The 16,941-nt window shown below is 40.6% G+C and carries 9 protein-coding genes; all 9 read left to right on the forward strand.

Annotated features, from left to right (window positions below; genetic code table 11):
• Nucleotides 1-137: 137 nt before the first annotated feature.
• The 9 genes from rlmN (at nt 138) to ACOV1Q_RS05375 (ending at nt 16,891) form a co-directional block, all read left to right on the forward strand.
• Nucleotides 138-1,178 (forward strand): dual-specificity RNA methyltransferase RlmN, encoded by a 1,041-nt coding sequence (gene rlmN, locus ACOV1Q_RS05335; protein WP_424493327.1) that lies wholly within the window; start codon nt 138-140, stop codon nt 1,176-1,178.
• A gap of 58 nt (nt 1,179-1,236) precedes the next feature.
• On the forward strand, nt 1,237-2,214 hold the full coding sequence (locus ACOV1Q_RS05340) for a polyprenyl synthetase family protein (RefSeq protein WP_424493328.1): 978 nt from the start codon (nt 1,237-1,239) through the stop codon (nt 2,212-2,214).
• Between the two features lie 200 nt (nt 2,215-2,414).
• Entirely contained in the window at nt 2,415-5,159 is a 2,745-nt protein-coding gene (locus ACOV1Q_RS05345) for a helix-turn-helix and ligand-binding sensor domain-containing protein (protein WP_424493329.1), read from the forward strand.
• 226 nt (nt 5,160-5,385) lie between these two features.
• On the forward strand, nt 5,386-8,388 hold the full coding sequence (locus ACOV1Q_RS05350; RefSeq protein WP_424493330.1) for a SusC/RagA family TonB-linked outer membrane protein: 3,003 nt from the start codon (nt 5,386-5,388) through the stop codon (nt 8,386-8,388).
• 9 nt (nt 8,389-8,397) lie between these two features.
• Nucleotides 8,398-9,975 (forward strand): RagB/SusD family nutrient uptake outer membrane protein, encoded by a 1,578-nt coding sequence (locus ACOV1Q_RS05355; protein ID WP_424493331.1) that lies wholly within the window; start codon nt 8,398-8,400, stop codon nt 9,973-9,975.
• A 6-nt stretch (nt 9,976-9,981) separates the two neighbouring features.
• Nucleotides 9,982-11,691 (forward strand): LamG-like jellyroll fold domain-containing protein, encoded by a 1,710-nt coding sequence (locus tag ACOV1Q_RS05360; RefSeq protein WP_424493332.1) that lies wholly within the window; start codon nt 9,982-9,984, stop codon nt 11,689-11,691.
• 281 nt (nt 11,692-11,972) lie between these two features.
• A complete protein-coding gene (locus tag ACOV1Q_RS05365) occupies nt 11,973-13,304 on the forward strand; it encodes a glucoamylase family protein (protein WP_424493333.1) in 1,332 nt (443 codons plus the stop codon).
• A gap of 2 nt (nt 13,305-13,306) precedes the next feature.
• A complete protein-coding gene (locus ACOV1Q_RS05370; RefSeq protein ID WP_424493334.1) occupies nt 13,307-15,481 on the forward strand; it encodes a glucoamylase family protein in 2,175 nt (724 codons plus the stop codon).
• Nucleotides 15,482-15,499: 18 nt separating this feature from the next.
• On the forward strand, nt 15,500-16,891 hold the full coding sequence (locus ACOV1Q_RS05375; RefSeq protein ID WP_424493335.1) for a glucoamylase family protein: 1,392 nt from the start codon (nt 15,500-15,502) through the stop codon (nt 16,889-16,891).
• The last annotated feature ends 50 nt before the right edge of the window (nt 16,892-16,941 follow it).

Here is a 16,941-nt window from a genome sequence, read left to right on the forward strand (position 1 = left end):
AATACGCGGAGTTTCAGAACTCATATTCGTTCATTTTAAATTTTAAAATTTGCTTTAAGAATGGCTAACTTATTGATTCTCAAAAATGACATTTTAGGAGATCATTTAAATCAGATTAACTTTACTACTTTTGCAGCGTGAAAAATGACAGGAAAGACATAAGAGCATTAACTAAAAAGCAACTTAAGGAATTCTTTGTGGCTCAGGGGGATAAATCCTTCCGTGGGACTCAGGTTTATGAGTGGCTGTGGGGAAAAGCGGCACATAGTTTTGAGGATATGACAAATCTCTCTAAGGAGACGCGTCAAATGCTGGATGAGAATTTTGTGATCAATCATATTCGGGTAGATCAAATGCAGCGGAGTAGTGACGGGACCATCAAGAATGCCGTAAAACTGCATGATAACTTGACGGTGGAATCTGTTTTAATTCCTACGGATAAAAGGACGACCGCCTGCGTATCTTCACAGGTAGGATGTAGCCTGGATTGCAGATTTTGCGCCACCGCTAAGCTGAAAAGGATGCGAAACTTAAATCCTGATGAAATTTATGATCAGGTAGTGGCCATTGACAATGAAAGTCGATTATATTTTGAAAAGCCGCTGTCAAACATTGTTTTTATGGGAATGGGAGAACCTCTTATGAATTATAACAATGTTTTGAAGGCCATTGAAAAGATCACTTCACCCGAAGGTTTAGGGATGTCCCCGAAAAGGATCACGGTTTCTACTTCCGGAGTGCCAAAAATGATAAAAAAGATGGCCGATGAGGAAGTGAAATTTAAGCTCGCTGTCTCCTTACATTCTGCCATAGATGAGGTGAGAACGAGTATCATGCCTTTTAATGCAACTTTCCCGCTAAATGATCTTCGGGAAGCACTGGAATACTGGTACGCAAAAATCAAAAGCAGGATCACTTATGAATATGTAGTGTGGAAAGGTGTCAACGACCGGAGGAAAGATGTTGAAGCCCTTGTAAAATTTTGTAAATATGTGCCTTGCAAGGTAAATTTGATCGAGTATAATGATATTGGCGACGAGACTTTTATGCAGGCTCCTTCCGAAACGACAGATATGTATGTGCATCACCTTGAAAAGAATGGAATTACGGTGACAGTAAGGCGTTCGAGAGGGAAAGATATTGATGCAGCTTGTGGGCAACTTGCAAATAAATCCTAAAAAGATGCAAAAGGCAGAATAGTTAATAAAATAATCTTTCTCTATCTTAGCTGCCTTTATGAAGGTAATTTCCAAAATAAAACTTCCCGTTGAAAGAGAGATGGAACTTTTCGAAAAAAAGTTCACTCAGTCGATGTCTTCGCGGGTAGCTCTTCTAAATCGCATTACCCATTTTATTGTTAACAGAAAGGGGAAGCAAATGCGACCTATGTTTGTATTCCTGGTAGCCAAAATGTTTGCTGAAGGAAAAGTAAATGAACGGACTTACCGTGGCGCAACCGTGATTGAACTTATACATACCGCTACGCTTGTACATGATGATGTGGTGGATGATTCCAACCGGCGCAGGGGATTTTTCTCGATCAACGCCTTGTGGAAGAACAAAATTGCGGTGTTGGTAGGAGATTATTTACTTTCCAAAGGATTACTGCTTAGTATTGACCATGATGATTTTGATTTGCTGAAGATCATTTCTGTGGCAGTTCGGGAAATGAGCGAAGGGGAATTGCTTCAAATCGAAAAAGCCCGCAGGCTTGACATTACTGAAGATATTTATTACGAAATAATCAGGCAGAAAACGGCTACCCTTATCGCCGCATGCTGTAGCCTTGGTGCGGCCTCTGTCAAGCCAGCTTCTGAAGAAGTCGAAAAAATGCGGCTTTTTGGGGAACTTATCGGGATGGCCTTTCAGATTAAAGATGACCTTTTTGATTATGGGGATGAAAAAATTGGAAAACCTACCGGAATTGACATAAAGGAGCAGAAAATGACACTTCCGCTCATTTATGTTTTGAACCAGGTTAGTGCGAAAGACAAGGCCTGGCTTATTAATTCTGTAAAAAACCACAACAAGAACAAAAAGAGGGTGAAGGAAGTCATTTCTTTTGTAAAGGAAAAAGGTGGTTTGGAGTATGCTGTTATTAAAATGAAGGAATTTCAGGAAAAAGCGCTTGCTATTCTGAACGAATATCCCGCTTCTCCCTATAAAGATTCACTTGTTCTAATGGTGAATTACGTCATCGAGCGAAAGAAATAGCTCTTCCTGTTTACTTTCAATTTTCTTACAGTTATTCGATCATTTCTCCGCTCATTAATTTTCTTTTCAAAAACCGTTTTTTGAGGATCCAGTCACTGCAGTGTATGTGTATGTGCATAGACCAGATGTCTTTCCTGAAAAAATAATATCTTTACGACATAAAAGAGCTGCTCAGTAACTGCTCAAAGGCATTTTCTTCTATGACAAATAAAATCTTTTATACCCTGTTTATCTGTATGTTAAGTGTTGTTGTGTCTACTGCACAACGACTTTCGCCACCTATACAGAATTATTCTTCTGTAGAATATGGAGCGGCAAGCCAAAACTGGGATATTGGGGTAAGTGAACAGGGGGTAATTTTCTCTGCGAACAATCAGGGGTTGTTGTCTTTTGACGGCCAGCGTTGGGAATTACATGCTTTGGAAAGTGGATCTATAATTCGATCTGTATATCCTCACAAGGACAGGGTATATACTGGCGCATATAAAGAGTTTGGGTACTGGAAGAAAGACGGGAAAGGGAATATGGAATACACTTCGCTTATCCCCCTGCTGGGCGAGTATGAATTACAAAGCGAAGAATTCTGGGAAATTCTCTCTTACCGGGATGCCATTTACTTTAGATCTTTTGGCGCGATATACAGGTATGAGGAAAATACTATAGTTCCAGTTGCCAATTTGCTGGTCAATGAAATGACTGTTTTCAATGATAAAATACTCGTTGCCGTAGGGAGGCGTGGTTTGCATTATCTCGAAGAAGATGGTTCCCTTGTTCCTCTTCCGAATCAAGAGCTTATTGTAGGTAAAGCTATTCTTGATCTACAGGTGCATGAAAATAAGATGCTCATAGGAACGAGGGATGGCTTGTTTGTGTTCGAGCAAAACGAATTTCAACCTTACGGAGATGAAGCGCTCAATGAAATGCTGAGACAATTCGAGCTAAATGAAATCCTGGAAATATCTGGAGATGAATTAATCATAGGCACAGTGAAGAATGGAGTGCTGCATTATTTTGAAAACACAGGGCTTTTAAGGACATACAATCGAAATAACGGGCTCCAGAACAATACCGTGCTGGCCATGAATTATGAAAAGGGAAGGGTTTGGCTTGGACTTGACAATGGAATAGATGTTATTAACATGGATTCTCCTATAAGCTTTTATACTGATGACACTGGGGAATTGGGATCTGTTTATGATTTGTCTTTCTACAGGAAAGAGTTATTTCTCGCCAGTAACACAGGAGTTTACAAATTGACAGATGACAATCTTGAATTATTAGAGGGAGCGGAGGGGCATGCGTGGAATCTTAAATTGGAAGATAATATCCTGTACGCCAATCATAACACCGGGACGTATATTGTAACTCAGGATGCCTTTCAACCTGTGGATAAACGTACCGGAAGTTTCGAAATTACCAGGTTCAGGAATAATAAGTTTCTTATAGCTAATTATACTGGCATTGATTTATATGATAAAAATGCTGGAGAGGTCCGCCTGCTGAATGGAGTAAGATTCCCTGTGAAACAAATTTTACAGGAAAATCCTACTACTATTTGGGCAACTGATGCGTATGAAGGTGTTTATCGCATTGGAATTTCGGAAACCGGGGACAGCCTGACTTCCGTGAAAAAGATGTTTACCGAGGAAGGCGGGAAGGATTATAACGCGAGAATACATAAGGTGAGTAATGAAATAGTGGTAGCTTCAAATGGCAGATGGTACCGATACAATTCGTTTAGAGACAGTCTTGAAGTTCTAACGGAGTGGGAAAGATACTCAGGCTATCGATTGTTAGAGGAAGAAAATGGATTGTTTTGGTTTGTAAACAGCAAAAGCAATACCCTGATAATAACCAATTTCAACGGGTCGGAAGTGTCTATTCCTTCTAAGCTTTTAGGTGATCGTACGGTAAAGAAAAATGAACGGGTGTTAAAGGTCAGGGATTCTGTCTATTATATTACTCTTCACGACGGGTTCGCAAGAATAGATTTACAAAGGTTATATAAATCAGCACAGGAGGAAGAAGTAATTGCGCCTCTTGTTCAGCGGCTGGCAGATAGTGAGCATGAATATGACCTCGAAGAAACACCACATATTTCACGTAAAAATGCTAAGGAAGTGGCTTTTTCAGCAGGTTTGCCGGTTTCTGACGCCGTCTCTCTCACATATGAACTTCATGGAACCGATAGCAAAATGGTATCGGGTGAGGTAGATGATGGGATAATAAGATTTCAGAATCTCCCACACGATGATTATGTTCTTAAATTAAACGCACTTAATAGTCAGGGAAAACCCGCTGCTTCCACAGAATTTAAATTCGTGGTAGATCCTCCCTGGTATCTAAAGAATGGAATGAAGTTTCTGTACGTTCTTTTACTCTTGGGGCTAATAGGATTGGTGTTTTGGATTAACAAACTTAAATTACAGAAACACAGAAGACTTTTGAAAGAGCGGTATGCTAGAGAACATGAAGAACGTATAAATGCCATGGAGAAAGAGAAGCTCATTAATGAGATTAATTTAAAGCGTAAAGAACTTGCAAATTCAACCATGGTAGCTGCTAAGAAAAATGAAGTTCTTATGGAAATTCAAGGGGAGCTGAACAAGGACAGGGAAAAATTTTCTAACCAGTTCCGGGTAAAACATATAATGAACAAAATTAATAAGGCGGTAAAAAACAAGGATGAATGGAAGGTTTTCGAAACCAATTTCAATGAGCTTCATGAAGATTTTTTTAAAGATCTTTTAGCTGCCTACCCGTCGCTTAGTAGTAAAGATCTTAAATTATGTTCTTATCTAAAGATGAATTTAACCTCAAAAGAAATTGCACCTTTAATGGGAATTTCGGTGAGGGGAGTTGAGGTTCACAGGTACAGGTTACGCAAAAAAATTGATTTGGACGGGAAAGAAAGTTTGACAAATTTTCTCATCACAAATTTCTAATTCTGTAAAAAAATACCAGCTAAATTGAGGAAATAGTACTACATCAACACTACATCATCCTCATTTTTCTGGTTGGGAAATTTACTTCAAAAAATTCATAAATAATTGTTTTATAGGTATTTGAACTTTTAAAATACTTGTAGTAGTAGTTGTGTACTATAACGTTTGCGTTAAATATTAAAAGGGCAGTATCTTTCCTCTATTATTCAAGCCAAATAATGTACATATGAAAATTAGATTACTATTAATTTTTGCATTTCTGTGCACGTCCACAGTCCTTGCACAAGATTCTAAAACAGTAACGGGTACTGTTCTTGATCCTCAGGAAATTCCTTTGCCTGGTGCAGAGGTTAAAGTTGTGGGGAAAGAAATTTACAGCATAACAGATTTTGATGGGAACTTTATCCTGGAAGGAGTAGTTCGAGGTGATGAATTCAGGGTCACTTTCCTTGGATTCCAAACTCAAACCTTCACTATTGGAGAGAACAGCGAATACACAGTAGTCTTACAGGAAGACGCTGCTACGTTGGACGAGGTGGTAGTCGTAGGATATGGAACCCAGAAGAAATCTGATCTTACAGGTTCTATAGTTACCGTGAGTGCTGAAGAAATTGAGAAAACACCTACCACGAATGTAATGCAGTCTTTACAGGGTAAGGTGCCAGGGGTGCAAATAACTTCTGTTGGATCTCCTGGGGATTCACCAAATGTTAGGGTACGTGGATTGGGAACCTATACGGATGCCACCAACGTACTTTACGTAGTTGACGGTGCGCTTTACGATAATATAGACTTCCTGAACACAAAGGATATTAAATCGGTAAACGTTCTTAAAGATGCATCTTCATCTGCAATTTATGGTGTTAGGGCAGCCAATGGAGTGATAATCATAGAGACTAAATCTGGTGTGAAAAATCAAAAACCCCAATTCGAGTATGATGGATATACAGGTATCCAACGAGCTCAGAATGTGGTGAAAATGGCAAACGCCGAACAATTTACTACCATGGCCTACGAATCTGGCTCCTCAGCCGATGTACAGTTTGTACTTAATGCAATGCAACGCTTTGGTCGAAGTAGAATAAATCCTAATGTACCAGACGTAAATACCGACTGGTATGAGGAGATTTTAAGGGAAGGACTTATTCAAAGTCATAGCCTTAGTGTTTCTGGAGGTGGAGAAAGTGTGGCATACGCCGTAGGAGCCAACTATATTGCTCAGGAAGGTATCCTGGACATGAAAAATGAATATGAACGTTTCAATATTCGCTCTAAGGTGGATGTGGATATCACTGATAGATTGAGTATTGGGGTTAATTCTGTTTTTAGTAACGCGACCAAATATGCTCCAGAGAATGCCGCCTGGTTTAACGCATATTTTGCGGTGCCGATCCTTCCGGTGATGGATCCTTTAAATACAGATGCAGCACCTATACAGTATGCAAATGCGCAGCTTCTTGGGTACAGAAGCCCCCAAAACCCTTTCCCGGTAATGCAATACAATGAAAATCGAATTAAAATCCGGAAATTATTATCAACTATTGACCTCGGGTATGATATTATTGAAGATAAGCTGGATCTTAGAACCACCTACAGTCACAATCTTACCTTGTTGGAAGAGCGTTATGTTAACCTTCCATATAACCTAGGAAATAATCAGGAAGGAATTTCTGAAATAAGAAGAGAAAATAACACCTTTTCTAATCAGTACTGGGATAACATTCTAACTTATAATGACGCTTTTGGTGACCATGATATTACTTTAATGGCAGGAACTTCCTTTCGAGATGAAGCTGCAAATGAATTTGAAGCCACAGGGCAGGACATTGCCGGCATAAGACTGGAATCTAGCAGATACCTTGATTTTGCAGATCCAGATTCCTTTAATAATAATGTGGGAGAAATTGGACGTAGGTATTACGGGATGTCCTATTTTGGAAGGCTTTCCTATAATTACATGAGCAAATATCTGTTGTATGGTACTTTCAGAGCAGATGGTTCTTCAAAGTTTACTAGAGATCCCTGGGGTTACTTCCCATCTGTGGGTCTTGGATGGGTGATCTCTGAAGAGAATTTTATGATAGATAACAATGTAGTAGACTTCCTAAAGCTAAGAGCAAGCTGGGGTAAACTTGGGAATGATAATGTCGCTGCCAGTGCAGGTTCAAATACTATCAATGTAATTACAACGGCTTTGGGCGAGCAACCTAGAACGGGAATTACTTCTACCAGTGTATTTTCCAATAATACCTGGGAGGTAATTGAAGAGAAGAACTTTGGAGTGGATATTGAAACTTTTGATAACAGTCTTTCTATTACAGCTGATTATTACATTAGAGACACAAAAGACGCCATTCTTCCGGTTTACATTCCTATTATCAACAGGAGTATTGATAGGAATTCCGGAACTATAAGAAACCAGGGTTTTGAATTTAGCGCAAACTATAATGGTTCTGTTGGAGATGATTTTAATTTTTCAGTAGGGGCCAATTTCACCACCTTGAAGAATGAAGCTACCAACATTAAGGATGAAAGTGGATATATCGATTCAGGTTCAGCCGAATTCAGGCAAAGAACTATGGAAGGTGGACCGCTTTTCGCTTTTTATGGATATGAAAGAGTGGGTGTTTATCAAAATGAAGCAGAAATCCAGGCCGATCCAGTTGCAGTAGCAAATAATTTAGTGCCTGGTGACCTTATCTTTAGGGACCAAAACGGAGATAATGTTATTGACGATGCCGATCGTGTTATCCTTGGATCTTTCCTTCCTGATGTCACTTTTGGTGGGAATATTGCGATGAACTATAAATCCTTCGATTTCTCCATGAATTTTTATGGACAATTAGGTAATCAAATTCTTAACAGAAGAAGAGGGGAAATTATATTCACTCAGGATACCAATATGGATGCCGATCTTGCGATCAATAGATGGCATGGTGAAGGTACGAGCAATGTTTATCCTTCATCTGCCGGAATGCGTAAAGCTTGGAACCAAAGGTTGAGTGACTTTTGGGTTGAAGATGGAGATTTCTTCAGGATCCAAAATATTCAATTAGGTTATACTTTAGAGCAAGAAGACCTGCCTACTATAAGGCTATATGCAACTGCAGAAAGGCCATTCTCATTCTTTAGCTATAATGGTTTTACACCTGAAGTTTCTAACGGGGTAGATAGACAAACCTATCCTGTGCCTTCAATCTATACTGTAGGAGTAAATGTTAAATTTTAAACGAAAAAAATGAAAAATCTAAATAACATATTTCCTCGTCTGGTTGCGCTTTTTGTAGCTGTTAGTTTAAGCTCATGTCATGATAAGCTTGATATACAGGAAGGACAGCTGAATACCGGAGATCTGGACTATACCAATACCGAAGAAATGATCAACCCCTTGATTGGGGGCTACTATGAGTTTGCTACCCGTGGCTGGGAAGAGCCATTGTTGCTTGGCGTACGTGGAGATGATGTGAATGCCGGCGGCCTCGGTGATCAGCAGCCTTTTTCAGATACTGACCGGTTTAATTACAACAAAGACTATTGGATGTACAATTCCCTTTGGAATGTGCATTACAATGATATCATTAATATGAATACGGCAATTTTACAGATTGAGAACTATCTTGAATTTGCTGAAGGAAGTGATATTGAAAGAGGAGAACAATATATTGCCGAATTAATGGTATTACGGGCATGGTTCCACCTTAACCTGGCAAGAGTTTGGCAAGATGTTTTTATTATAACATCAAATCAGCCAGAAGGGGAGCTTGAAGAAGGAGTTTCTTCCAAAGCCGAGGTAATGCAGTTTATTTCCAGTCAAATGGATGCGGCCATCCCTAATCTTCCTGATCTAAGGCCGAATGAACGTACAGACATTCCTGGAGGAGTTACACGATATACGGCTTATGCAATCAAAGCGCTGGCAGAACAGGAACTTGAAAATTACCAGGCTGTAGCCGATGCTTCTGGAGCCATTATTAATTCTGGTAAATTCTCCCTCTATTCAGATTTTTACCAGTTGTTTAAAAAACCGGGAGAATTAAGTAATGAAAGCCTTCTTGAACTGCAATATTCAGATTATGGTTCAGAAACAGGAGATGCTTTTTACCATTTATATGATCCCTTTGGGCCTCAAAACTGGACACCAGTGCGCGAGAATGCTTCATCTGGTTGGGGCTTTTATGAACCAAGTACAAAATTTATTGGTTTCATGTTAGATAGGGATGAAACCGTACGCCTCGAGACCAGTGTTCTTTTTACAGATCGTGGTATAGAGAAGCTTGAGGAAGAAGGGTATACAGATTTACCTGGCTTTGTTACTAATGTAACCCCATCTGGAGATATCATAAACGACTATGCAAGGGCGTTTTTTGCCAGTGGAAAACATTATCTGCCTTCTGTTCAGTTAACCGATAACAGGAATAACTATAGTGCAGGTAAGAACATGATTGTGATAAGATATGCTGAAATCCTGTTGATGTATGCTGAAGCGGTTACCAGAGGAGCTAGCGCAACTGCAATATCTGCAGATGAGGCAGTGAATATGGTGAGGGACAGAGCAGATCTACTGCCATTATCTGGCGTCACTACTCAAGACGTGCTGGATGAGAAGTTTGCTGAACTTGCAATGGAGTGGGGAATACGTTACTATGACATGATTCGCATTGACAATTATTCCGAATTAAGCTATGAAGACAGAACTTTTACAGCAAGCGATGAATACCTTCCTTATCCACAGGCACAGGTAGATGCTTTACCACTTGAAGCAACAGCTGTAGATAGAACAACTGCGATGAATAATGTATTGCGCCAATTAAATTAATAGACCATGAAAAAAATTAGTAGCATTCTTTTAGGGATATTTTCCTTCTTTATCATTTTCACTGCATGTGATCGTGAAGGAATAGACTCTATAACAAGTGTTGATCCCGGAGCAGATGCGGGAAGTCCAGAAGTAACTATCTCCTACCCTCGTGAGGGTACCACTATCAATGTGCTGGAAGAAGTGTCAACCATTGACATTGAATTTGAAGTAGTAGACGATATTGAGGTGGAACAAATAGAAGTAATGGTAGATGGTAGCATGATAGCCATTTTTAATGAATTTACAGATTACCGCATTATTGAGGAGCAGGTTACTTTTGACAATGTAACAACAGGAGAGCATAGTGTGACCATCAAGGCGACAGATATCGCCGGTAATGAAACAACTGAAACAGTCAATTTTACTAAAGAACCTCCTTATGCACCGCGTTTCGAAAATGAAGTTTTCTACATGCCTTTTGATGGAGATTACATGGAACTTGTTGGCTTAAGATCACCTGAAGAAGTTGGAAATCCCAGTTTTGGAGATGAATCTTACCTGGGAAGTGCAGCTTATATGGGAGCACAGGATTCCTACCTAAGCATTCCTTTAGATCCTCTTGGAGACGAATTTACTGCTGCTTTTTGGTACAAGCTGGATGGCAGTGCAGAAAGAGCCGGTATTTTAACCGCAACAGATGATGATGACCGCAATCAGGGATTTAGGTTGTTTAGAGAACCAGCACCTGAAGAAGGCTCTCAGGTTATCAAGTTGAACGTAGGTACCGGTGCAAGTGATGTATGGAATGATGGAGGAAGTATCGTCGTTGACGAAGCAGGCTGGGTGCACATTGCTTTTAGTGTAACTCCAAATGGTACTGCTATGTACTTCAATGGAAACCTGGTAAGGGCAACAGAAATTGGAAATATGGCAATCGACTGGTCTGGAGTGGAGAATCTCACGATAGGATCTGGATTGAATTTTAGTGGATGGGGACATAACTCAGATCCAAGTTTAATCGATGAATTACGATTATTCGACGCCGCATTATCACCAGAGGCTATTCAGAATATGATCAATGCATCTTCTGTGACATTACACATGCCATTCAACGGGGATTTTTCAGATGAAATGGTTAACAGACAAGTTAATATAGTAGGTACTCCAGGTTTTGCCGGGGAAAGTGTAGAAGGAAATGATGCTTATGCTGGTGCAGAGGGAGCTTATCTTACAATGCCTTCTGAAGGTTTGTTGAGCGATACTTTTAGTACTACATTCTGGTATAAAGTCAATGCCAGTCCAGATCGTGCTGGGATCATTGTAATTAGTCCTGCCAATGAAAGCGATCCATCTTTAAATAACCTTACTGGAGGATTTCATTTGTTCAGAGAGGCAAATGGAGACAACCAAAGGATCAAAGCAAATGTAGGTAACGGTACCTCAAATAGCTGGAACGATGGTGGACTCATTGATGTAGCTGCCGGTGAGTGGGTACATGTGGCCTTTACCATTTCTAATTCTGAAAGCAAGATTTATCTGGATGGAGAATTAGTGAATACCGCCCCTGTTGATGGTGGTGTTGACTGGACCGGGGCCGATCTGGTTTCCATCATGTCTGGTGCGCCAAGATTTACAGAATGGAATCATCTTTCAGATCAAAGTTACATAGATGACCTTCGTTTTTATAATAAAGTGCTTAGCGAGGAAGATATAGAAGCCGCAATGGCTGAGTAAATTTGATAAGGCTCCAAAAATGGCATTTTTGGAGCCTTAAATATGTTCTTTTCCAGGGAAGCTGAATTGTTGCTTTTCAGGAGTTCCAAAAATGGCAGCTTTTATCCTCTTTCTGAAGTTCATTATTAAGAAGATGATAAACCAATGTGTTCGCCCCTAAAAATGATGATTTTGTACTGGATTATTTTCATTATATAATCCGGAAGGAACATTGTTGCTGAAAAATGACGTTTTGTTAATCCTTTTCAGGGTTTACCTCTGAATTTAAGAAAGAAATAAATATGCTTAAGAAATTATCCTTTTTGAGTCTGCTTTTTATAGTGTTTGCCTCCTGTTCAGATGATTCCGGGCCGGGATATCAGGAGCCATATACACCACCCGAAGAAGAACCTGAAGTGCCTGAAATATCTGATAATGAGTTATTAGAGCTTGTGCAGGAGCGGACTTTCAACTATTTCTGGGATTTTGCAGAACCTAACAGTGGAATGGCACGGGAAAGATCACAGGATGATGCCTATGGCGGCGAGGCTCCTCATATCGTGACCACAGGAGGAACAGGTTTTGGTTTGGCCTCTTTTCCTACTGCTGTAGAACGAGGCTGGATCACCGAAGCTGAAGCTTTGGCAAGATTAGAACGAATTTTGTCATTTTTGGAAGCCGTGCCAACTTATCATGGTGCGTTTTCACACTGGTATATGGGCAACACCGCACAAACAAGACCATTTAGCGATTATGATGATGGTGGTGACCTGGTGGAAACCGCATTTTTGATGCAGGGATTATTGATTAACCGCGAATATTTTGATGACAATTCTATAGATGAAAGAATTACTTCTTTATGGGAGAAGGTGGAATGGGATTGGTACACAAACGATGAAAATGTTCTTTACTGGCACTGGTCGCCTACCTATAAATTTCAAATGGGCCTTCCTGTTAACGGCTGGAACGAATCACTTATTGTATATGTGCTGGCGGCTTCTTCGCCCACACATCCCATTTCTTCAGAAGTTTATACCAATGGCTGGGCTTCTAACGGGGAGATCGTAACTAATAGAAATCATTATGGCATGAACCTTCCTTTAGGACCTTCTTATGGTGGCCCCCTATTTTTCAGCCACTATTCCTTTATTGGCCTGGACCCTCGCAACCTTCAGGATCAATATGCAAATTACTGGCAACAGAATACCAACCACGCTTTGATCAACTATGAATATGCCGTTCGTAACCCTAAAGGTTTTGAAGGCTATGGTGAAAATTCCTGGGGATTAACAGCCTCAGATAACCATGAAGGATATTCTGCTCATAGCCCAACCAACGATTTAGGGGTGATTACTCCAACTGCGGCTTTATCATCTTTTCCTTACACGCCAGAAGAATCTATGGCTGCCTTGAGACATTTCTATGAAGATCTAAATGATGAGCTGTGGGGAGAATATGGTTTTTATGATGCTTTTTCAGAAGAGCACAACTGGTTTTCAAATGGATATCTGGCAATAGATCAAGGCCCTATCGTGGCAATGATCGAGAATTACCGTACGGGACTTCCGTGGGAACTGTTCATGGCCAATGATGAAATTCAGGAAGGATTAGACTTATTAGGATTTAGTTATTAGATATGAAGACAGGTGGATCTTTTTGGATATTTCTATTTATTCCGTTAATGCAATTTGCGCAGGAACCTGAATATCACCACGTGTTTTTTGATAATAGTTTAATGGAAGAAAGCTGGTCATTTTCTGATGTTTCTTATGAAGATCCGGCTTTTGTACTCAATGTTGAAGGAAGACTTCCGGTAGAAAATGAGAACTCTTTTACTCCGGGGAATAGTCTGAAATTGCAGTATAACTCATCTCCCAAAGGGATTTGGAAAGTAGCACTTGATTTTCCCGAATGGCGTGGTAAGGATTTTATTAAGCAGGGAAATATATTAAGCTTTTGGATTTATGTTGTAGATCAAACAATTCCAGTTGAGTTGCCTCAAATAGCAGTTGGACTAGAGGAAGAGGAAAGCTCGGCCTACATGTCAATGGGTGAATTTATACCGCAATATTCTTACGAAAAATGGATTCAGGTTAAAATTCCTCTGCAGGCTTTTGTTACTTCAGCAGAAAAAGATTTTACCTATTCAAAAAGCAGTGAAATCAAAAAGATCTGGTTAAAACAAGCCACAGGGGATTTGGGAGAGCATGAAATCTTAATTGATCAGGTGGAAATCATGAGCGAGGAGGAACCTGTTTCATTGTCAACACCCGAAATTGAAGAAGTCAAGGCTTATGAAAGGCATGTAGATCTGGTTTGGAAGCAGCAGAACCCGGAAGCAATTCGTTACGTAAAAATCTATCGCTCTCAAAACAATGAGAATTTTTCACCTGTAGGAATTCAAAGTCCGACAGAATATTCCCGCTATACAGATTATACAGGATTGCCGGGAAAAACCTACTACTATAAAATAAGTAATCTTGGATATGATTACTCTGAATCTCATTTGTCAGAATCTGTTATGGCAGAGACCAGGGAAATGAATGATGAGGAACTTTTGGATATGGTTCAGGAAGCCAACTTTCGCTATTACTGGGATGGCGCAGAACCCCACAGCGGATTGGCGCGGGAGAATATTCCGGGAAGAAAAAACATGATAGCTACGGGCGCTTCAGGCTTTGGCTTAATGGCTTTAATTGTTGGGGTGGAGAGAGAATTTATCAGCAGAGAGGAATTCACAGCGAGGATAGATAAAATAGTTGCCTTTATAGAACAAGGAGATCGATTCCATGGCGCATTACCGCATTTCATGGATGGTTCTACAGGTAAGGTAGAGCCTTTCTTTGGGCAATACGATGATGGAGCAGACCTTGTAGAAACTTCTTTTTTTATGCAGGGCTTGCTAACGGTAGAGCAGTATTTATCTAAAGAGGATCCTAAAGAAAACGAGCTGAGAGAGCGGATTTCTGAAATTTGGAAGGATGTGGAATGGAGTTGGTTCAGGCAGTTTGAAGAAAGTCCTTATTTATACTGGCACTGGTCTCCCGAACATGCCTGGCATATCAACCATAAACTTATAGGCTGGAATGAAACCATGATCACTTACTTTTTGGCCATTGCATCTCCCACCTATGGCGTTCCGGCTAAAATGTACTACACCGGTTGGGCTAGCCAGGATTCTATTGCTCAGAATTATCGATCTAACTGGGGCAGAACTTCTGAAGGCTCTATGTATACTAATGAAGAAACTTATTACGGGATTCCACTGGATGTAGCAGTGAGTAACGGTGGTCCCTTATTTTTTACGCACTATTCCTTTTTGGGACTGGATCCCCGGAAAATGGAAGATAAATACACGAATTACTTTAGCAACAACCAGGATATCGTTTTGATCAACTACAGGTATTGCTGTGAAAATCCCGGAGATTTTGAAGGTTATGGTCAAAATAGCTGGGGACTTACAGCTAGTGACGGGCCTTGGGGTTATAAAGCCCGGGAACCTAAAGTCGACATGGATGATGGCACCATTGCCCCAACGGGAGCAATATCTTCCTTTCCTTATACTCCCGAAAAATCTATGGATGCTTTAAAAAACTTTTACCGTGAAAAAGGAGATTTTCTGTGGGGCGAATATGGATTTAGAGATGCTTTTAATCTTTCAGAAGACTGGACGGCAAACATTTTTATGGGGCTTAACCAGGCACCCATGGTAGTAATGATAGAAAACCATAGAACGGGTCTTTTGTGGGATCTCTTTATGAAAAACGAAAACGTACAGCAAGCGCTGCAAAATATTAAAACTGCTGATTAACAAACCAACCAACCAACAATGAAGATACCTTTACCAATAAGCTATAAAAACTTGATTTTTCTCTTTTCTATTCTCATGTGTGTGAGCTGCAAGAAGCCGGAAGAAAAAGTGGCAAATGAAAATCTAGCGGTAAACCAGGAGGTAGAATTGTCTGATCAAGAACTTCTGGATAAAGTTCAAAAGCAAACGCTTAAATATTTCTGGGATTATGCTGAACCTAACAGCGGAATGGCAAGAGAGCGCTTTCACCCAGACGGCAACTACCCCAGAAAAGATTCGCATGTGGTTACTACCGGCGGTTCCGGCTTTGGTCTCATGGCCATCGTCGCAGGAATGGAGAGAGGGTTTATTCCAAGGGATTCTGCCGTTGCCCGCCTGGACAAGATTGCAGATTTTCTTGATAATACCCCACGCTTCCATGGAGCCTGGCCGCACTGGATCAATGGTGAAACAGGCGAAACTCAGGCCTTTGGTAAAAAGGACAATGGAGGAGATATTGTGGAAACCTCTTTTCTCGCACAGGGTTTTATTGTAGTGAGGGAATACCTTCAAAACGGAACAGAAGAGGAACAGGCAGTAGCAAATAAATATGACACACTCTGGAAAGGAATTGAATGGAACTGGTATACCAATAACAAGAACGGGATCTACTGGCACTGGTCCCCGGTTTATGAATGGGAAATGGATTTTATGATCGAAGGTTATAATGAGTGTCTCATAACATATATCATGGCGGCTTCGTCTCCAGATCATGCCATTGATGCCGCCGCTTATCATGAAGGCTGGGCACGTGGTGGAGATATAGTTACTGACGAAGTGGCTTACGGGCTACCATTGATCCTTAAACACAACACTTCCGGAAGCAGGGGAGGCCCACTTTTTTGGGCGCATTATTCCTACCTCGGGTTAAATCCTAAAGGCCTGAGTGATCGCTATGCAAACTATTGGGATGTAAACGTGAACCACAGCTTGATTAATTTTGAATATGCAGTTGAAAACCCAATGGATTTTGAGACTTACAGCGAAAATTCCTGGGGGTTAACAGCCAGTTATACGCGTAATGAGAACGGCGGCATTGGCTATGCGGCACATTCTCCCGATGATGACCGCGGAGTGGTTTCACCAACAGCGGCTATAAGTTCTATTCCCTACACACCCAAAAAATCTCTGGATGCCATAAGGTATTTCTATGAAGAGCAACATGACCTGCTTTGGGGTCCGGCGGGATTTTATGATGCGTTTAGCCTGGAGGGAGAAGGTTGGGTAGCACCCTATTACCTGGCAATTGATCAGGGGCCGCAGGTGGTCATGATTGAGAATTATCGATCTGGGCTCATCTGGGAATTGTTCATGAATGCGCCCGAAGTACAGGAGGGTCTACAAAAACTTGATTTTAGTATTCAAAAATGACATTTAACAGGCCGTTTTTAAAATGCTGCCTGTCTGTAAAATAAAGAATG

The organism is Salinimicrobium maris (genome assembly GCF_049680855.1).
GTDB lineage: Bacteria > Bacteroidota > Bacteroidia > Flavobacteriales > Flavobacteriaceae > Salinimicrobium.